This is a genomic window from Bradyrhizobium sp. SZCCHNR1002 (assembly GCF_032381435.1).
GTDB classification, from domain to species: Bacteria; Pseudomonadota; Alphaproteobacteria; order Rhizobiales; family Xanthobacteraceae; genus Bradyrhizobium; species Bradyrhizobium aeschynomenes.
On record NZ_JAUHIS010000001.1, the window covers coordinates 2253206 to 2278451 of the forward strand.

The following is a 25246-nucleotide window of genomic DNA, read 5'->3' on the forward strand; positions in this document are numbered from 1 at the left end:
CCGCGCGAGGGGCGCCTCAATCGATGAATTCGGCGCCGAATTCGCAGCCGATGCGCCAAGCCAGCCGGCATTTCCGCTGGTGGTCGGGCGAGAAGACGATCGTGAACTGCGGTGGGATCTCAACGAATTCGGCGACCACCTTCACGCCGCCATCCGAAATATCCGTCACCGTGCAGTCACGCGGCAAGCTGCCGTTGCCGTAGTGTATCTTGGCAATTCTCTTGCACAGCCGACGTTCGCTCTTGCGACGGTTCGCCAACATCAACATTCGACGTCTCACCCACTCAATCGTCCATCCGGAGACTCATGCTTGTAGCGGCAAAACGTTGGGATCCGGCTAGCGCGAGGTCCGGGAATCCGGCGCCGCGGTTTGCATTTTGTTTACCATGGTCCCTCACCCGGCCGGCAGCATGATGCCGTCGAAATACGCCGCCAGCCTCCTGACATCGTCGAGCGGCATGACGTCGGCGACATACTGGTCGGGCCGCACGATCACCAGGCAGCCTGCCGTGCGATCGATGCCGCGCATCGCGAAGATGTCCTGGCCGCCCTTGAGATCGGGACAGAACATCTTCTCGTAGTCGATCAGGCCGTAGCGGCCCTTCCGCGGCTTGAGCAGCTCCGGCATCGTCTCGAGCGCGAGCCCGCGATGGCCCTGTTGGAACACCGCGCGCAGGTCGATGACGGCATCGATATCGGCGCCGGCCGGCGTGAAGCGACGCACGGGTGAGGCTGCATCCTCGGCCAGGAACCGGCACAGGCGGCGGATGGCGGAATCAGCCGCGGAGGGATCTTCGGCTCCGGCAAATGCGAACAGGCGGAAGCGGCCATCGGCCTGGACCACGTGACCGAGCTGCACCGGCTTGGCGTCACCCAGCCGGATCACGGGTGCAGAATGGAAGCGCTTGCCGATCACGAAGCCCGAAGCGAGTTGCTGGAAGGTGTCGTCGCCGGTGAGGAGGGACGGCCGGTAGTGGGTCGCGGTGCCCGCGGTGTAGCGGCCGTGACGCACGAAATAGTCCTGCGTCTGCGCTGCATCCGCTCCGCCCTGCTTGGCGGCGGAGGCGAGGATCGCGGCCCATTCGCGGTCGAAATCGATCAGCTCCTGCGCGATCGCCTGCCGCTCGGCCGAGTAGCTGTGCAGCAGCTCGGGCGCGCAACGCTTGCCCAGCACGGCCGCGAGCTTCCAGCCGAGGTTGAAGGTGTCCTGCATCGACACGTTCATGCCCTGCCCCGCCTTCGGGCTATGGGTGTGGCAGGCATCGCCGGCGATGAAAACGCGCGGCAGCCGCGTCGCCACCTCGGCCTCCGGCACGTCGTCGAACTTGTCGGTGATGCGCTGGCCGATCTCATAGACCGACCACCACGCCACCTCCTTCACCTCGAGCGTATGCGGCGCCAGGATGCGCTGCGCCTTCTCGATCAGGGTATCGACGGTGATGTTGCGGCCCGCCACGCGCTCGCCGACATCGAGCTTGGCAAGCTCGACATAGAGCCGCACCAGATAGCCCCCCTCGCGCGGGATCACCAGCAGGCTGCCGTCCCGGGCCGACTGGATCAGCGACTTGAAGCGGATGTCGGGAAAGTCAGTCACGGCGAGCACGTCCATCACGCCCCAGGCGTGATTGGCGGAATCGCCCTGCAGCTCGCGGCCGATCGCCTTGCGCACCACGCTGCGGGCGCCATCGCAGCCAATGACGTAGCGCGCTCTGATCGTTTCGACCTGGCCTTCATGCGCGGCATCGATACGGTCGAAGCTGACGGTCACGCCAGGCGCGCCCGCGGGCGCCGCGGGATCGATCGTGAGATCGCGCAGCCGCCGCGAATAATGAGGTTCGAGCTTCGATGCCGAGCGACGCATGACGTCCAGGAAGAAGTCGTGCACGCGGGCCTGGTTGAGCACGACATGCGGCATCTCCGACAGGCCGTCCTCGACGTCCTGAACGCGGCCGCTGCGGACGATCTGCGCGCTGTTGGCGTCGTCGGGCTTCCAGAACGTGGTCTCGTTGATCCAGCACGCCTCTTTCAGCACCTTCTCGGCAAAGCCATAGGCCTGGAACATCTCCATGGTGCGGCAGGCGATGCCGTCGGCCTGGCCCAGCAGCAGCCGGCCCGGCTTCTGCTCCACGATGCAGGTCTTGACGTCAGGAAAGGCGGAGAGCTGGGCGGCGAGGTTGAGCCCCGCCGGCCCGCAGCCGACGATCAGGACGTCGACCTCCGATGGCAGCGGACCGCTCGCGCCGTGGCTGGCGACGCGCTCATCGGGGTCCGCAATCTCGGGGTCGCCCGGCTGGAATCCATTCAGATGGAATTGCATGTCGCGCCCTCCCGCGTTGTTCCTTATTGATCAGTATGCTGATCATCAGTATGCTTGTCAAGACAACATCGGAGATTCGTGGTGAGCGAAATGCAGGACATGCCAGGGCACCTGGCGCGGCGGTTTCAGCAGATCGCGGTGGCGGTGTTCCTGGCAGAGGTGGAGGCGGCGGGCTTCGACCTGACGCCGGTGCAATACGCCGCGCTGGCCGCGATCGCCGCCAATCCGGCCATCGACCAGATCACCCTGGCCGGCCTGATCGCCTATGACCGCACCACCATCACCGGCGTGATCGATCGCCTGGCGCAGAAGGGTCTGGTTGTGCGCCGCGCGAGCGCACGCGACCGCCGCTCGCGCGAGCTGCTGATCACCGAGAACGGCCGGCGGACGCTGGACGCGATCACCCCTGCGGTGGAGGCCGCGCAGCGGCTGATGGTGCGCGGCCTCACCAGGGCCGAAGCGAAGGAGCTGGTGCGTCTGATGCAGAAGGCGATCGCCGCCGGCAACGAGCTCAGCCGCGCTCCGCTGCGCGAGGGCGCGGCGGAGCGGTGAGTGCTTATACGAGGCCGTATGATCGCGGCGAACAGGAGCTTGGCCTACACCGTCCCTGCAGCCATCCTTCGAGACGCCCGCCTTCGGCGGGCTCCTCAGGATGAGGATCGGTCGCGCGGCTAAATGTTCACCCTCATGGTGAGGAGGCGCGCAGCGCCGTCTCGAACCATGAGGCCCCTGTCCTCACAGCAGCAGCGCAGGCCGCGAGATTCTCTTCCTCACGAATACCGCATCACGCCGTCGTCCACCTTGCCGAAGCGCAGCGAGACGATGTCCAGCGCGTAATTCTGGTACAGCCGCCACGGCCGCTTCGAGCCCTGCTTGGGCAGGTCCGCGATCGAGCGCTGCACATAGCCGGAGCTGAAGCTCAGCGACGGCAGCGGCGTGACGCTGCTGTCGTCATTGTGCGGCACGCATTGGCGGTAGCCGTGCCGGTCCATGTAGTTGAGCAGACGGCAGACATACTCGCAGGTCAGGTCGCATTTCAGCGTCCAGGACGCGTTGGTGTAGCCCAGCGTCGCCGCGAGGTTCGGCACGTCGGAATACATCATGCCTTTGTAGTTCAGCGTCTTGGCAAAATCGACCTTGCGGCCATCGACGATCACCTCGATGCCGCCGAGCACCTGCAGCACCAGCCCGGTCGCGGTGACGACGACGTCGGCTTCGAGCTCGCGGCCATCGGACAGGCGCAGGCCGCGCTCGGTGAACGTCTCGATCCCGGCGGTCACCACCGAAGCCCGCTGCTCGCGGATGGTCTTGAACAGGTCGCCGTCCGGCACCAGGCACAGCCGCTGATCCCAGGGGTTGTAGCGCGGCGTGAAATGGGTGGCGACGTCGTAGTCAGCGCCGAGCGCGGCGCGCACGCCGCCGAGGATCAGCTGCTTGACGCGTTCCGGCTTGCGCCGGCTGAGCTGGAAGAAATACATCCCGAACAGCACGTTGCGCCAGCGGATCAGGTGGTAGGCCAGGCTTGCCGGCAGATGCGCGCGCAGCTTGTTGGCGAGCGCGTCCTGGGCCGGACGCGACACCACATAGGTCGGCGAGCGCTGCAGCATGGTGACATGCGCCGCGGTTTTGGCCATCGCCGGCACCAGCGTCACGGCGGTGGCCCCGGAGCCGATCACCACCACGCGCTTGCCGGCATAGTCGAGATCCTCGGGCCAGGCCTGCGGATGCACGATACGGCCCTTGAAGTCGGCCATGCCCTTGAAGTCCGGCAGATAGCCGTTCTCGTAGCGGTAGTAGCCGGAGCACATGAACAGGAAGCCGCAGGTCATCAGCACGGTCTCGATCGTGCCCTGCTCCGTCTGTCGCTCGGCCTCGACGGTCCAACGGGCGTCCGCACTCGACCAAGCCGCGCTGACGACGCGATGGTTGAAGCGGATGTGGCGGTCGATACCGTTCTCCGTCGCGGTGTCCCTGACATATTTCAGGATCTGCGGCCCGTCCGCGATCGCCTTCGGATCCGTCCAGGGCTTGAACGAATAGCCGAGCGTGTACATGTCGCTGTCGGAGCGGATGCCGGGATAGCGGAACAGGTCCCAGGTGCCGCCGATCGCGCTGCGCCCCTCCAGGATCGCAAAGCGCTTGGCCGGGCATTTGTGCTGCAGATGATAGGCAGCGGCGATGCCGGACAGCCCGGCGCCGACGATCAGCACGTCGACATGCTCTGTTGACATCGCCTCTGTTGACATGGCGCTTTCCTGGCGTTCCCTGGTCCAGCTTCTTGCTTCTGGCCACGAACAGTCGCAACCCTGCCCGCCCCTGTCAAATCGGCGGCGCGTTGATCGTCGGTCGGCCCGCCTCCGCGATCAGCGGGTCACGCGCATGGAGATGGACCTCGCGATGAACGCCCCCTACCCAAGCGACCATAGGCCCGGCGACGAGCACAGCCGGGAGCGCGGGAGCGTGCAGGCGCAACGCCTTGCCCTCGGCTTTACGGTCGCAGCCATCGGGCTCGCGGCCTGGTCGCTCTTCCCGAGCTTTCCGGCCGGCCAGCTGATTGCGGTCGTCACGATCATCCCGCTGCTGGCGCTGGTCCTCACCCTGCGCTTTCCGGACCGGTTCCGCATCGGCCTCGGCTCCGGCTACGGCGCCAATCTCGGCACCGGCTGCATCGTGGCAGCCGGCACACTCGCCGCGCGCACGCTGTCGGACCTCAACCTCGTCAGCTGGCTGCCGCTGACGGCGTTCGCGATCGCGGTCGCCCTCGTCTTCCTCATCGTCGCCGCCCGCTTCGAGACCCAGCTACGCCGCCGCGGCTGGCGGCTGCTCGTCGCGGCACTGTTCGTCGGCGCCTATGCCTTCGGGACGCTCGGCCAGTTCAACGCCGCGCTCGACCGCTCGGCGCCGGCGCTGCTGCGCAGCCGCGTTCTCGGCAAGCATGTCGGCCACAGCCGGCTCGCAACCTATCGCGTCACGCTGGAGGCCTGGGGACCGTTTGCGACGGCGACCGACGCCCATGTGGCGCAGGCCTTGTACGAACGACTGCAGCCCGGCGACACCGTCTGCCTGCGCCTGCGCGACGGTGCATTTCGCATGGCGTGGTTCACGGCCGCAGCGTGCCGGTGAAGCGCGGCGCGACGCAAGTTGCGCGGAGCCGCGATCCTGCGTATGTCTGGACACGATCGTAGCCCGCATGAGCGCAGCGACATGCGGGATCTCACGCGCTATCTCGGTGAACCCGGATGTCGCCGCGCTCATCCGGGCAAAGACAGCGACCGGTTCGCATGACCGAACTTCTTCCGCGCCCCTTCGCCGTCGATCATCCCGAGATTCGGACGCTGGACGTCACCGCGCTGGACGCGCGTCCTGGAGCGGTGCTGCTGGCGCACTCGCCGTTCTATCCGGGCGGCGGTGGCCAATTGCCGGACCGCGGCACCATCGCGTGGAACGGGATCGTGCGCGACGTCGTGGGCTTCGAGCCGACCGCTGACGGCATCTGGCACCTGATCGGGGACGATGCCATTCCCGACGGGACGATCGAGCTGCGCGTCGATGCCGCCTTTCGCCAGCGGATGTGCGAGCAGCATACGGTCGCCCACCTCGTCAACAGTGCGGTCTACACGCTGTTCGACGGCGCGCTGCTGACCGGCGTCCGCATGACCGACAGCGACGAATTCAGCGTCGACTTCGACCTGCCCAAGGTGGCACCGGAGCAACTGCGCGCCGTGGAGCACGCCGTCAACACCGCGATCGCCGACGACCGCCCGGTGACCACCTTCGACATGGACTACGATGCCGCGCAAGCCACCGCCGGACTCTTCCGCGCCAAATCCGTCGCCCCGCCGCGCCAGGCCGACGGCCTGATCCGCATCGTCGACATCGACGGCCTCGACCGACAAGCCTGCGGCGGCACGCATCTGGTCTCGACGGCGCGGGCGCGGCGCATCCGGATTCTGAAGGTCGACAACAAGGGCCGGCAGAACCGGAGGTTCAGGATCGGGCTATGGAGCGATTAGCAACGGCCGCGTAGCCCGGACAAGCCGCTCATCCGGCTACGCGGGCTGATAACTACGGCCGATGCAGGATCACGTCGAACCCTTCCTCGGCCGTCGGCGCCACGAAGTAGGACGTAAACAGATCGAACTCCTCGTCCGTCACATTGAACGCGTGCCGCCCCTCGTCATTGCGCGCCCGCAGCCGCGCCTTGCAGATCTCGTCGGGGACGTCGAGATGATGCAGCTGATGCGGCACGCGGGCCGCCTCGAACAGGCCGCGCATCCAGGCACGGCTCGCCAGCGTATTGGCCGGAAAATCGAGCACGACCGAGACGCCAGCACGCAGCAGAGCCACGACATGCGGCCCCATGACGGCCCGCAGCCGCGACGAATTCCGGACATAGTCGGCAAGGCTGGTCTGCTCGCCCGGATAGAGCTGCGCCAGCCAGTCGTCCTCGGCTAGGACAACGGTGGCCGGACGCCGGCCGAGCTCCGCCACGAGCGTCGACTTGCCGGCAGCGATCTTGCCGCACACCAGGTGCAGCGTGGGTGGGTTCGGGGACATGATGAAAGACCTCCGGCGCCAGCTCGGGCGCTCGACACGTTCACAGATAGTTCGCAGGCAGCATCGCCCGGCCCGACCGATCAGGCCGGGTCGGTAATTCGGCGCCCTAGGGCCGCGCCTGCGAGGTGAACGTGTGAGATCATGCCGGTGATCTTGTCAGAGATCGGAGGCGTCGTCCAGGGAGCACCTTGCCGGCGTTGACGATCCGCGTGCCCATCCCGTTACAATGGCGTGCTGCGCCGATCACCATTCTCCCCTTGCGTTCGATGTGCGCAGCATCGGCACCTCCGGCCTATTCGATGACGAGCCCTTCCATGACGCCCGTCGAACAGATCTTCGACTATCGCTTTCCAACCGTCGACATGGCCATCGTGACGGTAAGCCGACGGCTGACGGAGCTCGCGGCAAGCCACGGCTGGACGATCGAGACATGGCAGGAGGGCGGGCTCGGCGACGCGTCCGGCGTGCTCCTCCGACTGAGGTCCGGGCGCATTGTTCTGCTGATGGAGCTGCGCCACGAGGTCGAGCATTTCGGCGCGACGGGGCCGACCGCCTTCATCGATGGCGCCGAACTCGCCACACATGGCGTCGCGCTCCTGGTCACCGAGCTCCTTGCGACGCTGGGATTGAGCGAGCAGGAGACGAGCTGGATCGCGCCGCCCGAAAGCCAACAAGCCGCGCTGGACTTGATCAACCATCTTCGCTCCCGGCCGCCGCCGCCGTCGGTCGGACCGCCGCACAGCTACATGCACACGATCAATCCCCCGGACGGCGATACCGAAATCGAGTGCTATGGCGAGCTCGACCGCGATCGTTGTCCGATCCGGTGGATCAGGATGTATCCCGACGGACGGCTCGAGACCTGCAGTTTCGCTCAGGCGAATTGGCGCGACGTCATGCCGGAAGGCGCGATTCCGTCGCTTTCCGAGATCAATGCCATCAGCGGATTTTCCGCGCGAGAGATCTCGGCGTCCGACTTCGAGGCGGTGTGGCGGAAGGCACTGGGCTTCAAGTGATGAGCGAGACGTAACGTCGCGGATGCGGTGGCAAGCGCGGCGTCCCTTGTTTTGCAGCTTCGGGACGAATTTGGAAGTCCTCTAAGAGCGATTCCAGCTGCCGCTCCGTTGACACATTCGCGCCATTGCCGTCTTCCCTGATCCCACGATGCATCGTGTTTGATTTTGCTTCATTGGAGGGATTGATGAGACTGACCACCGCCGCCCTGCTCGGCGCCGCACTCGCCGGCTTCGCCATCTCGCCGGCCATGGCCGACGGCTACAAGGACTGCACCAAGCTCGACAAGGCCCAGTGGAAGCCGGCGGCCGAGGCCGAGGCGAAAGCCAAGGCGCTGGGTTACGAGGTGCGCCGCTCCAAGATCGAAGGCTCCTGCTACGAGGTCTATGGCGTCAAGGAAGGCAAGCTCTACGAGCTGTTCTACAGCCCGGAAGATCTGAGCCTGAAGCACACGGTCGCCAAGTAATCGGGACTGCGTGCGGCTTCGCTGCACGCTGCGATCTGACGGCCATGCACGGCACAGCTCCCAGAGCCAGCGCGAAGAACCCAGACCAGGCCGAGACCGTGCTGGTCTGGGATCTTCCGTTGCGCCTGTGGCACTGGATGCTGGCCGTGCTGGTGCTGATCGCCTGGGTCACGCCGAACGTCCATGACGGGCTGCATAGGGTGGCGGGCTACGCAATCCTCGGGCTGCTCGCCTTCCGCCTGATCTGGGGCATCATCGGCACGCGCCATTCGCGCTTTCGCAGTCTCCGCGCCCGGCTGCGCGCCACGCCGATCTATCTGTGGAATCTGCGGCGCGGCAAGACCGGGCGCTATCTCGGGCTCAACCCCGCGGGCACGGCCATGCAGCTGGCGCTGCTGCTGCTGCTGATCGTCTCCGCCGTGTCCGGCGCGATGCAGGTCACGGTGCGTTTCTTCGGGCTCTGGTGGGTCGAGGACACCCACGAGGTGACATCGTATCTCCTGATCCCCCTGGTCGTGCTGCATGTCGCGGGCGTCGTGCTGGTGAGCCGTCTGCAGCGCGAGAACCTCGCCCGCGCCATGCTGACGGGGCGCAAGCTGCTGCGCCGAACGACGCAGCGCGGTGTCCAACGCCAAACGGACTCATCGGAGACACAAGGAACTCACAATCTCTGATCGTTGCGCGCGGGCCACAGTTCCCGCAAAAGCTGCCGACGACGCCCGCTGTGTTATTGCACCTCGCGCCCAAGCGCCGAACAATCGCAGGTCACGGATGCCTGACCGCTCTTGCCTGCAGGAGCACGGATCTTGGGGAGGCCGGATGATGAGCTCGCAGCAGTTCACCACGCGTGCATTGTGCCGATCGGTTGTTCTCGCAGGCTGCGTCATCGCCTGGCCAGCTGGCGCCGCCGAACCGGAGGCAACGACGACGCCGGTCATCGCGGAGGTCACGGCCTCAACGACCGCCGAGCCGATGACCACCCCGCCGCTCTCGTCAGAGACGGCGCTGACGACGGCATCGATTGCACCATCGGCCGTGCTACCTGCGGAAGAGACGGCATTGCCGACGGCGTCAGGCGAAACGCCCAGGTCTACGGTAGCAAGCGCCGATCGCACCGAGATCCTCGACGAGTGCCCCGACATCGACGCCTGCGTCGATCGCTATCTGTTTGCGCTGTATGAGCGCGCGCCGAAGCTCGACAAGATCAGGGAGACCGAGCGGCGCGTCGTCACGGTCAAGCGCAAGGGTCGCATGGTGAAGGTGACGCGAAGCTTCACCAGGCTCGTGGACAATGATTTCACCTGGAAGGATCCCAAGGCCGCCGAGCGTGTCGGCCGCAGCATGGCGGAATACGTCATCGGCGGCATGGACCGCGGCTTCAAGCTGAAGCTGTTTCACACGCTGCACGCCGCCGAGGCCGCAGGCCTCGCGCCCGGCATCACCAGCGGCTTCCGCGACGACTATCGCCAGGAGATCGCCAGCGGGCTGAAGGCGGCCAGCAACCGTTCCTATCATGGCGGCAGCCTGCGCGGCGGCTACGGCCACGGCCTCGCCGCCGACATCGTCAGCGTCAACGGCGCGACGCGCGCGCAGCGCTGGGTTGCGACCGAGCAGCTGTGGAAATGGGTCGACGCCAACGGCAAGAGCTTCGGCGTCGGACGCCCCTATCTCGACCGCGACCCGCCGCATGTCGGCCCTGTCGACGGCGAGGAATACACCAAGCATCGCACGCCGGCCGTGAAGCTCGCGGCGGCGGAGACGAAGAAGCATAAGCGGATCGCAGCGCGGTCGGAGCATCATGCCGCCAAGCGTGCGAAGGCGGTGCGCGCCTCGGCGCTGGGCTCGCGACGGACCGGCTGACGTCGCTCCCCCGGCGTGATCGACCCGCGGCTTCCTATCCGGGACAGAAGCGGCCAAGAGGCGCTATGCTGACGGCTGTCCCGTCCGTCGCGTGAGAACAGCATGCCATCTCGTCGTCCGCCCGAGCCCGCTGATGCCGCCGCAAGGCGCGCAGTCCGTCCTGCCATCGTCTATCCCGCCGACTCTCTGCCGCGACCGGACATGACGATGCTCGATGCAGCGCGGCAGACGATGAGCAAGATCGACGAGGTGATCGTGCCGCCGCGCGATGCGCGCAGCTTTCGAGTCGCCCGTGGGCAGTTCTTCCGGATCGTCAGCCTCGAGGGCCCGCAGGTCGGCGACCTCAATCTGTGGAATGCCGACGACCTGTCCGAGCGCTTCTTCAGCGGCAAGACGCGCGCGCTGCATGCCACGCACGTCTCGACCGGCGATCGGCTGTGGAGCACCATGCCGAACCTGCGGCCGATGGCGACGATCAGCCACGACACGCTCGGCTGGTACGGCTTCGACGCCGACGGCGCCGGCATCCATGACGTGATCGGCACCCGCTGCGATCCCTACACCAATCGCCTGCTCAGCGGCGGCAGCTACGACTTCTGCTGCCACTCGAATCTGTCGCGTGCGCTGGCCGCCGAGCTGAACGCGGATCCGCGAGCGGTCGAGCATCACGTCCACGACGTGCTCAACGTGTTCATGTGCACCGGCTTCAGCCGCGACACGCACCAGTACTTCATGAAGGCGAGCCCGGTGCGTCCCGGCGACTACATCGAATTCCTGGCCGAGATCGACCTGCTCGGCGCGCTCTCGGCCTGCCCGGGCGGCGACTGCGGCGCGACGCATTCGAGCGATGCCGCGGCCTGCCATCCGCTGCGCGTCGAGATCTACGAGCCCGACCGGACGCGGCTGGCCGACTGGCCCTGGCCGTCGTCCAGCAACTATCACCGCGGCCACGGCGCGATGCGCGCGGGCGGCTGAACGGAGCTGGACAAACAAAAGGCCGGGGCGATGCCCCGGCCTTCGTCGTCTCCGCCGCGCGTGAGCGCTGCGATCAGTAGCGGTAGTGGTCCGACTTGAACGGGCCTTCCTGCTTGACGCCGATATAGGACGCCTGGTCGGGACGCAGCTTGGTGAGGTTGACGCCGATCTTGGCGAGGTGCAGCATCGCCACCTTCTCGTCGAGCGACTTCGGCAGCACGTAGACTTCCTTCTTGTACTTGCCGTCCTTGTTGTTGGCGTAAAGCTCGATCTGCGCCAGGGTCTGGTTGGTGAAGGACGCCGACATCACGAAGGACGGGTGGCCCATCGCATTGCCGAGGTTCACGAGGCGGCCTTCGGACAAGAGGATCATGCGCTTGCCGTCGGGGAAGGTGATCTCGTCGACCTGCGGCTTGATGTTGGTCCACTTCAGGTTCTTCAGCGACGCGACCTGGATCTCGTTGTCGAAGTGGCCGATGTTGCAGACGATGGCGCGATCCTTCATCGCGCGCATGTGCTCGATGGTGATGATGTCCTTATTGCCGGTGGCGGTCACGAAGATGTCGGCGCGCGGGGCTGCGTCCTCCATCGTCACCACCTCATAGCCCTCCATCGCCGCCTGCAGCGCGCAGATCGGATCGATCTCGGAGACCATGACGCGGCAGCCGGCCTGGCGCAGCGAGGCGGCCGAGCCCTTGCCGACGTCGCCGAAGCCCGCGACCATCGCGACCTTGCCCGACATCATCACGTCGGTGCCGCGGCGGATGCCGTCGACCAGCGACTCGCGGCAGCCATAGAGGTTGTCGAACTTCGACTTGGTGACGCTGTCGTTGACGTTGATCGCCGGCCACAGCAAGGTGCCCGCCTTCTGCATGTCGTACAGGCGATGCACGCCCGTGGTGGTCTCCTCGGAGACGCCCTTGATCGACTGCGCGATGGCGGCGAAGTAGCCCTTCGGCTTCTCCTTGAGCTGCTTCTTCAGCAGCGCGAAGAACACTTCCTCTTCCTCGGAGGCCGGCTTGTCGAGAAACGCCGTGTCGCCGTTCTCGGCGCGCAGGCCGAGATGCACGTACATGGTGGCGTCGCCGCCGTCATCGAGGATCATGTTGGGATGGCCGCCGCCATGCCAGTCGAACAGCTTGGCGGTGTAGTCCCAATAATCGACCAGGGTCTCGCCCTTGACGGCGAACACCGGAATGCCGGCGGCGGCGATCGCGGCAGCGGCGTGATCCTGGGTCGAGTAGATGTTGCAGGAGACCCAGCGGATGTCGGCACCGAGGGCGGCGAGCGTCTCGATCAGCACGGCAGTCTGGATGGTCATGTGCAGGGAGCCTGCGATTCGCGCGCCCTTCAGCGGCTGCTTCGGGCCATACTCCTCGCGCGTCGCCATCAGGCCGGGCATCTCGGTCTCAGCGAGCGAGATCTCCTTGCGGCCGAACTCGGCGAGCGACATGTCCTTGACGATGTAGTCGGTGAAACCTGGCTTGGCGGTCATGTGGGGTTCCTGGTCGGATGAATTCGAAACTGGTCGTGACGAACGAAGAGAGACGCGTCGAGGCGCAGTCCAGATCACTCTCCCCGTTCCTCACGGGGAGAGGCAACGGCGGCCTTCTGCCGCCGTCTTCAATCTAACGACACCGATGCGGAGCATCGGCTGTCATCTCTCTCCGCGCGCGGAGAGAGATGGACGTATGGATTACACAGCGCGCTTCAACGCCTCGACGAGGTTGGTCTTCTCCCAGGAGAAGCCGCCCTCATTATCCGGCGTGCGGCCGAAATGGCCGTAAGACGAGGTACGCGCGTAGATCGGACGGTTGAGGTCGAGATGGGTGCGGATGCCGCGCGGCGTCAGGTCCATCGCCTGGGCGACGGCCTTCTCCAGCACGTCCTCCGACACCTTACCCGTGCCGTGGGTATCGATGTAGATTGACAGCGGCCGCGCCACGCCGATCGCGTAGGCGAGCTGCAGGGTGCAGCGGTCGGCGAGGCCGGCAGCCACGATGTTCTTGGCGACGTAGCGCGCGGCATAGGCGGCGGAACGGTCGACCTTGGTCGGATCCTTGCCCGAGAAGGCGCCGCCGCCATGCGGGGCCGCTCCACCATAGGTGTCGACGATGATCTTGCGCCCGGTGAGACCAGCGTCGCCGTCGGGACCGCCGATGAAGAACTTGCCGGTCGGATTGATGTGCCAGATCGTCTTGGGGGTGATCCAGCCTTCCGGCAGCGCCTTGCGGACATAGGGCTCGACGCGCTCACGGACCTGTGCCGAAGTCATGTCCTCGACCAGATGCTGATGCGACACCACGATCTCGCGAACGCCGACCGGCTTGCCGTTCTCGTACTGCACGGTCACCTGGCTCTTGGAGTCCGGTCCCAGCACCTTTTCGACGCCGGAGTGGCGGGCTTCCGAGATCAGGCGCAGGATCTTGTGCGCGTAGAAGATCGGCGCCGGCATCAGGTCGGGCGTCTCGTTGGTCGCGTAGCCGAACATGATGCCCTGGTCGCCCGCGCCCTCTTCCTTGACCTCGCCGGGCTGCAGGGCGTCGACGCCCTGCGCGATGTCGGCGGACTGCGGATGCAAGAGGATCTCGATGTCGCAGGTCTTCCAGTGGAAGCCTGCCTGCTCGTAGCCGATGTCCTTGATCGCTTCGCGGACAACGTGCTCGATGTGCTCGTTGGTGACCGAGGCGGGCCCCCGGGTCTCACCGGCGATCACGACCTTGTTGGTGGTGGCGAGCGTCTCGCAGGCGGCGCGGATGTGCCAGGGGTCGATGCCGGCCTTCGGTCCTTCACGGTAGAACAGGTCGACGATCTCGTCGGAAATTCGGTCGCAGACCTTGTCCGGGTGGCCTTCGGACACCGACTCCGAGGTGAACAGATATGACGCGCGCATCAAGCAACCCCTTCTTCGCCGCCCACGGCGGTCGTTTGTATTGATCCCAAGTTTCCTGATCCCAGGATGTCAATCGCGACGCCGCGAGATGACGTAGGACTCGTCGTAGAACCACAGCCCGTTGTGCTTTCGCAGGACCTCTCTGGCGGCGTCGAGCGCGCGGGACGAGTGGGCCACCTCGGTCAGGCGGTCCTCCTCGATCTGCGCGACATACACCGCCGCGTTCCAGGCTGCAAAGGCCGTCGAGGTTCCGATCGCACCGGTGACCTCGTTGGGCAGAGCCTCCATCTCATACCTGAAAATCGAGCGATTGTCCGCATAGGCGTTAAAATTTAAGTCTCGCCCACTGGAGCCCAACTCGTACTTGACGGCGCGCAATAGCTCATGCCGGCTGACCGAGAAAGGATTTTCTCCGGGCCACACCGCCTGGATGATGTCCAGGCCCGGATCCTGGCCGTGGGAGTGGATTCCGATCAGCCGGCCGCCGGGCTTCAGCGCCCGCGCGAGCGGTGCGATGATGCGCTTGGCGCGGAAATTCACCGAGGATCGGGCCCGGTAGGGCTGCGAGGCGATGATCAGGTCGAAATTGGCCTCGACCCGCCCTGCCCTGGGAATGATGTTGTCGAGCAGGAAGCGGTGATCCTCGCGGTACAACACCAGCGCGATCGGCCGCTCATACACCGGCATGCCGGTGCGCTGGGAGACGTTGGCCCGCCAGTTCTGCTCCAGGAACGGCTTCAGCGCCGTGATCTGGGCCTCGAAATCTCCCGAGGAATCGCCCTGCAGCACGACCTCGTGCCAGATCATCGACGCCGCCACCGACGGCGAGGCCGGCGTCAGCCACGGCGCCTCGGCATAGTTCATGTTGGTGAACACGAACACGCTGGCCGGATGCTCGAACAGGCGGTCCGGCACCTTTTCCAAGGTCAGCCGGACGTCCTCGAGGCTCAGTTCCTTGCCGGCGACGTAGAAAGGAATGTGTGGAAAACGGCCGTGCATCGTGCGCAGCACCTTCGACAGCACGGTGCCGTCGCCAACGCCGGCGTCGAACAGCCGCAGCGCCGGGGGGCGCGGATGGATGCTGGCGAGCTCGAGGCCGACGCGCTCGGCCACCACCCGCTTCTCGCTGCAGGTGTGCACGAACAGCAGGTATTTCTGCCGGTTCTCGAAGAAGCGGAAATTGCTCTTGGGATCGCGCTTCTCCGGCACGACGTCGAGCCGCGGCGGCGGCAGGGTGCCGGTGGAGGCCGCGATATAGGCCTGGATGCGATCCAGCGTGTCGATGGTGATGCGCTTGCCCTCGCGCAGCCGCTGCACGAGCTTGCCGTCGTTGACGGCGCGCCGGCCGAACGTCGATTCCGCCATGTCCGAGTGGCGGCAGAACTCCGTGATCTGGGCGAGCAACTGGTCGTTCTTCATCGGCCGGAGGGGGTGGGAAGCGTGGGTGGGCAGATGCCCGCTAGCCCAACGCTGTAGCACCTTCTGCCCACCATGCAAAGCCGCCGGTCGGTACCTTGTTCCGCGACGCTTAGAAGCGATACAGTTCCCGCGGGATCAACGCTGGGATGCGCATGTCGAGGTATTTGGGGTCCACGCTGTCCGTGGCCGCGCTGCTGTTTGTCGCGACGCTGGGACAGGCGGCCGCGGGCTACCTCGATGAGAACCCGGACGAGGTCTTCGCGGGTGTCTACGAACGGCTGGGCGCGCTGCCGCTGCAGGCCGCCCGCGACCCGTTCGTCTGGCTGCGGCTGCAGGAGCTGAAGCGCGAGCCCTGCGACCAGAAGAGCATCGGCGACCTCGCGCTGATGCTCGACAAGCTCGGCTATCGCCGTCAGGCGGCCGAGACTCAATTCCGCTTCGTGAAGGAGTGCGGCGCCCCGCTCATGGCCCTGCACCGCGCCGCCGACACCTACATGAAGCTGACCGACTATCCCCGGGCGGTCGAGGTCGCCGACGAATATGTCCGCCGGGCGCCGTCCAATCGGGATGCGCATTATCTGCGCGCCACGGCGCTGGCCGGTGCCGGCGATCATCCGCGCGCCCTGACCGACTACTCCGACACGATCGAACTCTCGCCGGACAAGGCCAAAGTCGCCAGCCGCGTCTTCACGCAGATGGCCGAGGCCTATGCGGCGATGAAGCGCTATTGTGAGGCAGTCGCGCCGATCAGCCTGTGGGTGTCGTTCGACCCGGTGGCCCGCGATACCAGCCAGACCCAGCGAATCATCGCGGACTATGAACGGCAGGGCAACTGCGTCGCCCCGACGGAGGCCCGCAACGAGCGATTTCCCTTGGGCAGGCAAAAGAACGTCGTGGTGGTCAAGGCAGAGATCAACGGCGTCAAGGGATCGTTCATCCTGGACACCGGCGCGAGCTACGTGTCCGTGCGTTCGGCCTTTGCCGAGCGAGCCAAGCTGCCGCTGAGCGCCGGCAGCGACATCACGCTGATCAGCGCGAACGGAGAGACGAAAGCGCGGCTGTCCCGGGCGGACAAGGTCAAGCTCAACTCACTCCTGGCGACCGGGATTCCGGTCGCCGTTCAGGCCGGCGACCAGAAGGACTATGGCAGCGGCATCGACGGGCTGCTGGGCATGAGCTTCCTCTCCCGCTTCGACGTCCAGATCGCCGCCGATTTCGTCGAGGTTCGTCCCCATAAGGCGCGAAAGCCGTAGCACAGTTCACATCGGCAATGACGGCCCTACTCCTCCTTGGCGTCCTGCTGAGTCAAGGAGGACACGTCGGCGCGACTTGAACCCCGCCATGCCCGGCGGCAACAAAGGACCAAAGCCACCAGCCGCCATGGTCCTGCATGCGCCGTTCGTTCCCGCTGCTCTGCTTGCTTCTCGCGCTGCTCGCGCCGCCGGCCTCCGCCCAATCCCGCTCGCAACTCGGCCCGCTCTGCACCACCGAGACCACGCCGGCGGACCAGATGATCGCCGCCTGCAACAAGATCATCGCGCTGCAGGTATTCTCCGGCAGCCAGCTGGCGACGATCTATTTCTGGCGGGCGGTCGGCTGGAATAAGAAGGGCGACTATGCCCGTGTGATCTCGGATGCCACCGAAGCCCTGCGGCTGCAGCCGGCGCAGGCGATCTACAATTTGCGCGGCTCAGCCTATTACGACAAGGGCGAGTACGAGATCGCGATTGCCGACTTCAACGACGCACTCAAGAGCGGCCCCCCGAGCGGCACGATCTACCACAACCGCGGCAACGCCTATCGCGGCAGCGGCGACTACGCCAAGGCGATCACCGATTATGACCAGGCGATCAGGCTGACGCCGAAATCCGCGCTGTCCTGGCAGAACCGCGGCATCTCCAAGGAGGCGACCGGCGATCTCGACGGCGCGCTGACCGACATCAACGAGGCGATCCGGCTCGACCCGGCGCTGGCCTCGCCGCTGATCAATCGCAGCGTGATCTGGCGCGCCAAGGGGCATCTCGATCGCGCCATCGCCGACGGCTCCGAAGCGATCAGGCTGGCGCAAAGTCCGCCCGTCAACGTGATGACGCCGCCGGGCAGCGTGATCATTTCTGCGCATGTGCACCGTGCCCTGGCCTATGAGGCCAAGGGCGATCTCGACGCCGCCAAGGCAGACTATGCCGCGGCGCTGAAGCCCACGGCCTCCGATGCCGGCAGCAAGGCCAACCAGGCGACCGCGAAGGTGCGGCTGTCGCTGCTGTCGGAGCCGGTCGTGCGACCGCAGCTGCGAGCAGAGCCGGCTGCCGGCTCCGCTGCGGCGCCGGCCGGCCAGCGCATGGCGCTGGTCATTGGCAACGGCGCTTACGGCCATGTCCAGCCGCTGCCCAATCCGCCGCGCGACGCGCGTGCCGTTGCCAGGAGCCTGCGCGACATCGGCTTCACGGTTGTCGAAGGCATCGATCTCGACCGCGCGACGATGCAGGCCAAAACGCGCGACTTCCTGCGCGAGGCGGCGCGGGCCCAGGTGGCTGTCGTGTTCTATGCCGGGCATGGCGTACAGATCGACGGCCGCAACTATCTCGTGCCCACCGACATCGCGTTCGCAGCCGGGAGCAGTGTCACTGCCGAGATGGTCGACATGGACCAGATCCTGGCCGGACTCGATGACCAGGTCCGCACCAACATCCTGATCCTCGATGCCTGCCGCAACAATCCGTTCGCGCCGCCGGACGCCGCAGGCACAGGGGCGAGCCGGAGCCTGAGCGCGAGCGGGCTTGCCGCGCCGTCAACGCTCGGCGTCGGCGCGACCTCCGGCGCGGGCACGCTGATCGCGTTCGCCACCGCGCCCGGCAAGGTCGCGCTCGACGGAGAAGGTGACAACAGCCCGTTCTCGGCAGCCTTGTCGCGGCACATCGGCACGCCCGGTCTCGAGGTGCAGCAGATGCTGACGCGGGTGCGCGCCGAGGTCGTCGCCGGCACCAGAAACAGGCAGGTGCCATGGTCGAACTCCTCGCTGCTCGGCGAGGTCTATCTGGCGGCGAAATAGACCGGCGCGCGCGCAGACGCTGCGACAGCCTGCCCCCTCGCAGCCACCTTCGCGACGGGTGCAGCACCGCCGAATCCTGATATCTTCCGACCAACAGAGACGAAGACCAGGGCCGTCGGCATGCCGCGTCACCGACACGATCCATGGGCAACAATCTGCGTCTCGAACGATACAGGGGAGGCTCGCATGATCGGTCGTTTTGTCCTTGGACTTGGTTTTTCGCTCGCACTGGCCGCGGGCCCGGTGCTCGCCGACGATGTCACCGGCGTCTGGCTGCGCGAGAGCGGCGCGTCCAAGGTCAAGTTCGCGCCGTGCGGCGGCGCCATCTGCGGCACGCTGGTCTGGATCAAGGACGGCACCGACACCCCGGCCAAGGTCGGCCAACGGCTGTTCTCCGGCATGAAGCCGACCGGGCCCAACGCCTGGGCCGGCAGCTATAGCAACCCCGACGACGGCAAGACCTATGACGCCAAGATGACGCTTTCCGGCGGCACGCTGACGACCGCGGGCTGCGCACTCGGCGGCATCGTCTGCCGCTCCTCGACCTGGACGCGGGCGAATTAGAGATCCGTTGGCGAATTCGCGATAGCGTCGGGGATCGAGGAGCATCAATCGTCAACATGGCAGCGAAGACGCAGGCGCGGCTGGGATTCGTGCTGTTTGCGGTGATTGCCGCGGCAGCCGCGACGTTCGCGCTGGTGCGCCGCTCTGCGACGCCCTCCGCCAGCGATCATCGGACGGTTCGCCAGCTCGTCGTCCATTACAACCTGCTGTCGCGCGCCGGTGACCCGATCGTCGTGCTCGGTGACAGCATCGTCGAGGCCGCGACATTGCCTGCCAGCGCCTGCGGACACCCGATCGTCAATGCGGGCCTCGCCGGTGCCGGAACACGCAGCGACCTCGCCGGCTGGCTCAAGCCGGCGCTCGGGCCCAAGCAGCCGTTCGCGATCATCGTCTCGCTCGGCGTCAACGATGCGCTCGTTGCAAAGCCGGACTCCGGCCAGGTCTTCGCCGGGCGCTACGAGGCGCTGCTGCGCGAACTCGCGACGCTGACGCCACGCCTCTTCGTCCTCGAGTTTCCGGCCGTCGAGGCGCGCGGGCCGTTCACGGCGACGATGGAAAAGACCGCGACGGCGAGCATCACCGGCTATCGCGCCGCACTGCCGGACCTGGCGAAGCGCACGGGTGTGACCTTCCTGGCTCTGCCGCCGATGGAGTCGCCGTTCACGCTCGAGGGCATCCATCTCAATGCCGCGGGCTACCGATCCTGGGACCAAGCGATCCAGCAGGCCACCGAGCTCGCCTGCCGCTAAAGCCGTCTCGTCGAGCCGTCATCAAGCACGGGCGAAAACAATCCTTCACTCCCTTCGGGCTAGGATCGGCCAGAGCCTTCCCTCGACACGGTTAACAAATCAACGCATGGCCTTGCCCGAAACACCGACGTCGCCAGGGACACACAAGCTCGTCGGACTGGAGCTGCTGCGCTTCCTCGCCACGATCTCGGTGCTGCTGTGGCACTACCCGCACTTCGGCTATGTCGCCGACGCGCCGGTCGGTCTCGTCCGCAGCGCGCTGCCGTTCTACAGCGTGCTGTTTCCGTTCTACGAGTTCGGCGAATACGGCGTCGTGATCTTCTGGTGCATCTCGGGCTTCATCTTCTTCTGGAAGTATGGCGCCCTCATCCCGAACGGCACCGTCGACGGCTGGAGGTTCTTCGTCAACCGGCTGTCGCGGCTCTACCCGCTGCATCTCGCGACGCTGCTGCTGGTTGCAGGGCTGCAAGCCGCCTACGTCGCACAGCACGGCTACGCCTTCGTCTACCAGAGCAACGATCTCGGCCATTTCGTCGCGCAGCTGTTCATGGCGAGCGACTGGCTGCCGCCGACCGGCGTGAGCTTCAACGGACCGATCTGGTCGGTCTCGATCGAGGTGCTGGTCTATGCCGCGTTCTTCCTGGGCTTGCGCTTCGTCACCACGTCGCCGCTACTCAATCTGGCGATGATCCTGGCCGGGATCGCGAGCGGAACGCTGGTCGGCAAATGTCTCGTATTCTTCTATGCGGGCGGGCTCGCCTCGATGGCGCGGCAGAGCGTTGCCGATGCCTGGTATCGGCCAATGCTCGAGGCGCTCGCCGCGGGCGCCGTCGTCGGCATTCCCTTGTTACTCTGGCTTTCAGGCGCCGATCTGGCCGAGCGAGCGGCCGCGTTGCTGCTCATCTACACGCCGGTGCTGTTGTTCGTCTGCACAACCCCGCTGACACTGCCCAGGCGTGTCGAAGACCTGTTGCAGACTGCCGGCAACATGACCTACTCGTGCTACCTGCTGCACTTCCCGATCCAGCTGGCGATCGCGCTGGCCTTCGCATCCTGGCGGCACCCGATCCCGTATGACAGCCATATGTTCTGGATCGGCTTCATGGGGCTGACGCTGAGCGCGGCATATCTCACCTATGACTGGTTCGAGGCTCCCGCCCAGCGGTTGATCCGCCGCGCCCTGCTGCGCAAAAAAGAAGCGGGGCGGATTGCTCCGGCCCCGCTTCCACATCATTGATCGGCACGATCAGCGCGCCTGATCGCCAGCCGCGCAATCTCGGGCAGCTGACTACTTCCCCCAGATCTCCTCGGCGAGCTCGACGCAGAGGCGCAGCTTGGCCCACTGCTCTTCTTCGGACAGGATGTTGCCTTCCTCGGTCGAGGCGAAGCCGCATTGCGGCGACAGCGCGAGCTGGTCGAGAGGAGCGAACTTCGAGGCCTCTTCCATGCGGCGCTTGATGTCGTCCTTCTTCTCGAGCTCGCCGACCTTCGAGGTCACGAGGCCGACGACGACGACCTTGTTGCCCTTGGGCAGGAAGCGCAGCGGCTCGAAGCCGCCGGCGCGCTCGCTGTCGTACTCCAGGAAATAGCCGTCATAGTTGGTATTGGCGAGCATGGTCTCGGCCACCGGCTCGTAGCCGCCCGAGGAGATCCAGGTCGAACGGAAATTGCCGCGGCAGACATGGGTCGTGATCGTCATGTCGGCGGGACGCTCGGCGATCGCGTAGTTGATGATGCGCGAATAGATCTGCTGCAGACCGTCCGGATTGTCGCCGCGCTCCCTGGCCTTCTTCAGCTCGTCCTGCGAGCACAGATAGGCCCAGACCGTGTCGTCGAACTGCAGATAGCGGCAGCCGGCGTCGTAGAACGCCTTCACGGCCTTGCGGTAGGTCTTGCCGAGATCCTCGTAGAAGGCGTCGAGATCGGGATAGACCTCCTTGGAGATCGACTTGCGGCCGCCGCGGAAATGCAGCACGGCCGGCGACGGGATCGTCATCTTCGCCGTCACATGCGCCGTATCGGCGTGCTTCTTGAGGAAGCGGAAGTGATCGAGCATCGGATGATCATCCGGGAAGTCCAGCTTGCCGATCACACGCACCGCGTCGTGACGGGTCTGCACGCCGGTGAACTGGATGCCGGTGTCCGGGTGAAACAGCTCACAGCCGGTCAGCTTGGCGAGGAAATCGAAATGCCACCAGGAGCGGCGGAACTCACCGTCGGTCGCGAGCTTCAGCCCGGTCGAGGCCTGGCGATGGACGACCTTCTCGATCTCCATGTCCTCGATCTTCTTGAGATCGTCGGCCGAGATCTCGCCCTTCTCGAGCTTGGCGCGGGCGTCCTTGATCTTCTGCGGCCGCAGGAGGCTGCCGACTTCGTCGGCACGGAAGGGGGGCTTGGTGCGTTGCATGGGCTCACTCCTTGGAAGACGTCGATTCGTTGAGTATGCTTGTTGGACCGGGCGCGAGATGTCCTGGCTGGGTCACCCCGGCAAACCGTCGCGGACTGGGTCCATCCCCTACCCCGTATCCGATCGGTATACAATTCCGTCGGCGAGAGATCGTGCGGAGGCGTGGCGCGATTGCGGCACAGCATGGATCTTCTGGGCCGCTTTAGGCTCGTTTGCCGAACAATCCTGAGGTGACCTCATCAAATCCATCTCCAGGACGCGCAGCCGGCTAGATGGCAAAGCCCCCGCGGAGCAGCATCCTGCATACCGATGGGCGACGACCGGACCGTATCGCCACACCTTCGATCGCGAGTTAATAGAGATGAATTAGGCGTCTTATTCATGTAAATGAACGGCTTGCTGAACGCGCGAAGGCAGGCGCTCCCGCAACCGAGGATGACGGCTCGCGTGCGGCCGCTCAAGCCCGCCGATCAGGTCAATGCGCCGCAGCGCTCGCAACGCCGAGATGCCGCTCGAGCGGGGCCGGATCGGCCTTCAGCGCGCTGGACGGCGCGTCGTGCACGATGGTGCCACGCTCCAGGATCACGACGCGGTCGGCCAGCGCGAGCAGCTTCTGCGCGTGCTGCTCGACGACAATAGAGCACAGCCCGCCGGCGCGGCTGATGGTGCCGATCGCGGCCAGGAGCTCCTCGACGATGATCGGCGCCAGACCTTCGGTCGGCTCGTCCAACAACAACACCTTCGGATTGAGCGTCAGCGCGCGGCCTATCGCCAGCATCTGCTGCTCGCCGCCGGAGAGCTGGTTGCCGAAATTGTTGCGGCGCTCCTTGAGCCGCGGAAACATCTGGTAGACGCGCTCGACCGTCCACGGCCCGGGCTGAGCCACCGCGGTCATGTTCTCCTCCACCGTGAGCGAGCGGAAGATGTTGCGCTCCTGCGGCACCCAGCCGATGCCGGCGCGGGCGCGCTGGTCGGCGCGCAGTCCGGTGATGTCGGTCCCCGCCAGAGCGAGCTTGCCCTGGAAGCGGCGAGTGACGCCGACGATGGAGTTGATCAACGTGGTCTTGCCGGTGCCGTTGCGGCCGAGCAGCGCCAGCACTTGGCCCTCCGGCAGCTTCAGCGACATGTCCGGCAGTACGACCGCCTGACCATAGCCGGCGCGGAGGTTCTCGATTGAGAGCAGATCGGTCATCACGCGGCCTCGCCGAGATAGACGGCCTTGACCTGCGGATCGCGTGCGACCTCGTCGGGCGTGCCCTCGACCAGAAGCGCGCCGGAGACCAGGACGGAGATGCGGTCGGCGAAGGAGAAGACGAGGTCCATGTCGTGCTCGATCAGGAGCACCGTCACGTCGCGCGGCAGCGCGGCGACGGCGGCGAGAATATCCTTGCGCTCGCCCTCCGGGACGCCTGCGGCGGGCTCGTCGAGCAGCAGCACCCGCGGTTTGGCGGCGATCGCCACCGCGATCTCCAGCAGGCGCTGCTTGCCATAGGGCAAGGTCGCGGTGCGGTCGTTCATGACGTCGAGCAGGCGGAAGCGCTCCAGGGTCTCGGCAATCTCGGCGTTGATGTCGTCGCGCGTGCCCATGCGCCGCCACCAATTGCCGCCGCCGCCGAGCCGCTCGGAGACCGCAAGGCCGATGGTCTCGAGCGGCGTCAGATCCGGATAGAGCTGGTTGATCTGGAAGGTGCGCGACAGGCCGCGCAGCACGCGCTTGTGCACCGGCAGATCGGTGATGTCCTGGCCTTCGAGCAGGATGCGCCCCGCGCTCGGCTCGAGCACGCCGGTGAGCTGATTGATCACTGTGGTCTTGCCGGCGCCGTTCGGGCCGATCAGCGCGTGCCGCGCGCCGGGCACGATCTTGAGCGACAGGTCGCGCGTGACGTGGAGGCCGCCGAAATGCTTGTCGAGGCCACGGGTTTCCAATGCGTAGGTCATGGCGCCTCGTTATCGGTGAGGGTCACCGCGGCCTTGCGGCCGGCGATCTGCCGGAGGACGAGATTGGGCAGCCACAGCGCATAAGCGTGGATACGATGCCGGCCGACCATAACGATGATCACGAGCACGAGGCCGATCCAGAACATCCAGTATTGCGGCGTGATCCACTGGAACAGCTCCTGCAGCATCCGGAACACGGCCGCGCCGATCAGTCCGCCATACAGATAGCCGGAGCCGCCGATGACCAGCAGCAGCACGAGGTCGGCGGAACGCTCGAACGAGAACACGTCGAGCGAGGCCAGCGCCGTGGTCTGCGTGAACAGCGCCCCGGCGACACCGGCGTAGAACGCCGCGACCGTGTAGATCGCGATCAGGCGCTTGTTGACGGGAATGCCAACCGCGGCGGCGCGCAGCGGATTGTTCTTGATCGCGCGGAGCGACAGGCCGAACGGCGAGTGCACGATCACCCGCGCCAGCAGGAACAGCAGAAACAGCACCGCGAGCGAATAGAAGAAGCCGGTCTTGCCGAACATGTCGAAGGCGAACACGCCGAAGATCGGCTGGATGTCGATGCCTTGGAGACCGTCGGTGCCGCCGGTGATGTTGGAGAAGCGCTCCGCGAGCGCTTCCATCAAGAGCGCGATACCGAGCGTCACCATCAGCCGCGTCAGGTCGACGCCGCGGATGACGAGGAAGCTGGTGGCGAAGCCGAGCACCGTGGCGGCAAGGCCGGCCGCGATCAGCGCCAGCACCGGCTCGTTGATGATCCCGTGCACCGACAGCAGGCCGGCGCAATAGGCGCCGACACCGAAGAAGGCGGCGTGGCCGAGCGAGACGATGCCGGCATAGCCGAGGATCAGATCGAGCGACAGCGCGAACAGCGCCAGGCGCAGGATCTCGGTCATGATCAGATAGCGCGAGGGAAACGCCAGCCCGACCGCCAGGACGACGATCCAAAAGGCGAACTCGCTCCAGTGCCAGCGGCCGTGCTGCCGGGCGTGGAAGCCGACCTCGGTTTGTGCGTTCGTGGTCATGCGA

The 25246-nt window shown here is 66.0% G+C and carries 24 protein-coding genes; 13 read left to right on the forward strand and 11 right to left on the reverse strand.

The annotated features are described in order from the left end of the window. Positions 1–16: 16 nt before the first annotated feature. Entirely contained in the window at positions 17–262 is a 246-nt protein-coding gene (locus QX108_RS09975; protein WP_172112826.1) for a PilZ domain-containing protein, read from the reverse strand. 132 nt (positions 263–394) lie between these two features. After that, a complete protein-coding gene (locus tag QX108_RS09980) occupies positions 395–2317 on the reverse strand; it encodes an FAD-binding monooxygenase (protein ID WP_315781555.1) in 1923 nt (640 codons plus the stop codon). Between the two features lie 99 nt (positions 2318–2416). Between QX108_RS09980 and QX108_RS09985 the strand changes: the two genes are divergently transcribed. Further along, positions 2417–2869, forward strand: coding sequence for a MarR family winged helix-turn-helix transcriptional regulator (locus QX108_RS09985; protein WP_315726293.1), 453 nt, complete (start codon positions 2417–2419; stop codon positions 2867–2869). A 218-nt stretch (positions 2870–3087) separates the two neighbouring features. On the opposite strand, the gene QX108_RS09990 is transcribed toward QX108_RS09985, so the two are convergent. Then, complete coding sequence (locus QX108_RS09990; protein WP_315782237.1) at positions 3088–4548, reverse strand: NAD(P)/FAD-dependent oxidoreductase; 1461 nt, start codon at positions 4546–4548, stop codon at positions 3088–3090. Between the two features lie 166 nt (positions 4549–4714). Here QX108_RS09990 and QX108_RS09995 point away from each other — a divergent pair, with 166 nt between their 5' ends. Beyond that, positions 4715–5440 carry a hypothetical protein gene (locus tag QX108_RS09995; protein ID WP_315721181.1) on the forward strand — a complete coding sequence of 242 codons (726 nt, stop codon included), beginning with the start codon at positions 4715–4717 and terminating at the stop codon, positions 5438–5440. Positions 5441–5598: 158 nt separating this feature from the next. Next, positions 5599–6330, forward strand: a complete 732-nt coding sequence (locus QX108_RS10000) for an alanyl-tRNA editing protein (protein WP_315781558.1) — start codon at positions 5599–5601, stop codon at positions 6328–6330. 52 nt (positions 6331–6382) lie between these two features. Here QX108_RS10000 and QX108_RS10005 read toward each other — a convergent pair whose 3' ends face one another. After that, complete coding sequence (locus QX108_RS10005; protein WP_315781561.1) at positions 6383–6874, reverse strand: ATP-binding protein; 492 nt, start codon at positions 6872–6874, stop codon at positions 6383–6385. Positions 6875–7188: 314 nt separating this feature from the next. Between QX108_RS10005 and QX108_RS10010 the strand changes: the two genes are divergently transcribed. From QX108_RS10010 to QX108_RS10030, 5 genes are all read left to right on the forward strand, one after another. Then, the gene (locus tag QX108_RS10010) at positions 7189–7890 is read left to right on the forward strand and encodes a DUF6881 domain-containing protein (protein WP_315799402.1); all 702 of its coding nucleotides are present in this window, start codon (positions 7189–7191) and stop codon (positions 7888–7890) included. 185 nt (positions 7891–8075) lie between these two features. Continuing rightward, positions 8076–8354: a PepSY domain-containing protein gene (locus QX108_RS10015; protein ID WP_315781567.1), complete on the forward strand. Its 279-nt coding sequence runs from the start codon at positions 8076–8078 to the stop codon at positions 8352–8354. Between the two features lie 44 nt (positions 8355–8398). Beyond that, positions 8399–9028 (forward strand): cytochrome b/b6 domain-containing protein, encoded by a 630-nt coding sequence (locus tag QX108_RS10020; RefSeq protein ID WP_315781569.1) that lies wholly within the window; start codon positions 8399–8401, stop codon positions 9026–9028. A gap of 145 nt (positions 9029–9173) precedes the next feature. Next, positions 9174–10214 (forward strand): hypothetical protein, encoded by a 1041-nt coding sequence (locus tag QX108_RS10025; protein WP_315781571.1) that lies wholly within the window; start codon positions 9174–9176, stop codon positions 10212–10214. Between the two features lie 102 nt (positions 10215–10316). Next, positions 10317–11189: an urea carboxylase-associated family protein gene (locus tag QX108_RS10030; protein ID WP_315721187.1), complete on the forward strand. Its 873-nt coding sequence runs from the start codon at positions 10317–10319 to the stop codon at positions 11187–11189. Between the two features lie 73 nt (positions 11190–11262). On the opposite strand, the gene ahcY is transcribed toward QX108_RS10030, so the two are convergent. The 3 genes from ahcY to QX108_RS10045 form a co-directional block, all read right to left on the reverse strand. Then, a complete protein-coding gene (gene ahcY, locus QX108_RS10035) occupies positions 11263–12684 on the reverse strand; it encodes an adenosylhomocysteinase (RefSeq protein WP_315781576.1) in 1422 nt (473 codons plus the stop codon). Between the two features lie 201 nt (positions 12685–12885). After that, entirely contained in the window at positions 12886–14082 is a 1197-nt protein-coding gene (metK, locus tag QX108_RS10040; protein ID WP_315721189.1) for a methionine adenosyltransferase, read from the reverse strand. 69 nt (positions 14083–14151) lie between these two features. Next, the gene (locus QX108_RS10045) at positions 14152–15501 is read right to left on the reverse strand and encodes a hypothetical protein (protein WP_315721190.1); all 1350 of its coding nucleotides are present in this window, start codon (positions 15499–15501) and stop codon (positions 14152–14154) included. Positions 15502–15653: 152 nt separating this feature from the next. Between QX108_RS10045 and QX108_RS10050 the strand changes: the two genes are divergently transcribed. The 5 genes from QX108_RS10050 (at position 15654) to QX108_RS10070 (ending at position 21100) form a co-directional block, all read left to right on the forward strand. Further along, positions 15654–16754: an aspartyl protease family protein gene (locus QX108_RS10050; RefSeq protein ID WP_315781580.1), complete on the forward strand. Its 1101-nt coding sequence runs from the start codon at positions 15654–15656 to the stop codon at positions 16752–16754. 137 nt (positions 16755–16891) lie between these two features. Further along, positions 16892–18550, forward strand: coding sequence for a caspase family protein (locus QX108_RS10055; RefSeq protein WP_315781584.1), 1659 nt, complete (start codon positions 16892–16894; stop codon positions 18548–18550). A gap of 186 nt (positions 18551–18736) precedes the next feature. Beyond that, a complete protein-coding gene (locus QX108_RS10060) occupies positions 18737–19114 on the forward strand; it encodes a DUF2147 domain-containing protein (protein WP_172112673.1) in 378 nt (125 codons plus the stop codon). A 56-nt stretch (positions 19115–19170) separates the two neighbouring features. Then, on the forward strand, positions 19171–19863 hold the full coding sequence (locus QX108_RS10065; RefSeq protein WP_315781587.1) for an SGNH/GDSL hydrolase family protein: 693 nt from the start codon (positions 19171–19173) through the stop codon (positions 19861–19863). A gap of 106 nt (positions 19864–19969) precedes the next feature. Then, positions 19970–21100: an acyltransferase gene (locus QX108_RS10070; protein WP_315781590.1), complete on the forward strand. Its 1131-nt coding sequence runs from the start codon at positions 19970–19972 to the stop codon at positions 21098–21100. Between the two features lie 51 nt (positions 21101–21151). On the opposite strand, the gene QX108_RS10075 is transcribed toward QX108_RS10070, so the two are convergent. From QX108_RS10075 to QX108_RS10090, 4 genes are all read right to left on the reverse strand, one after another. Then, positions 21152–22270, reverse strand: coding sequence for a cobalamin-independent methionine synthase II family protein (locus QX108_RS10075; RefSeq protein ID WP_315721195.1), 1119 nt, complete (start codon positions 22268–22270; stop codon positions 21152–21154). 475 nt (positions 22271–22745) lie between these two features. Then, on the reverse strand, positions 22746–23462 hold the full coding sequence (locus tag QX108_RS10080) for an ABC transporter ATP-binding protein (protein ID WP_315781593.1): 717 nt from the start codon (positions 23460–23462) through the stop codon (positions 22746–22748). After that, a complete protein-coding gene (locus QX108_RS10085) occupies positions 23462–24208 on the reverse strand; it encodes an ABC transporter ATP-binding protein (RefSeq protein WP_315781596.1) in 747 nt (248 codons plus the stop codon). The genes QX108_RS10080 and QX108_RS10085 overlap by 1 nt, the downstream gene beginning before the upstream one ends. After that, positions 24205–25242, reverse strand: coding sequence for a branched-chain amino acid ABC transporter permease (locus QX108_RS10090; RefSeq protein WP_315781599.1), 1038 nt, complete (start codon positions 25240–25242; stop codon positions 24205–24207). Before QX108_RS10090 ends, QX108_RS10085 begins: the two co-directional genes overlap by 4 nt. Positions 25243–25246 lie beyond the last annotated feature (4 nt).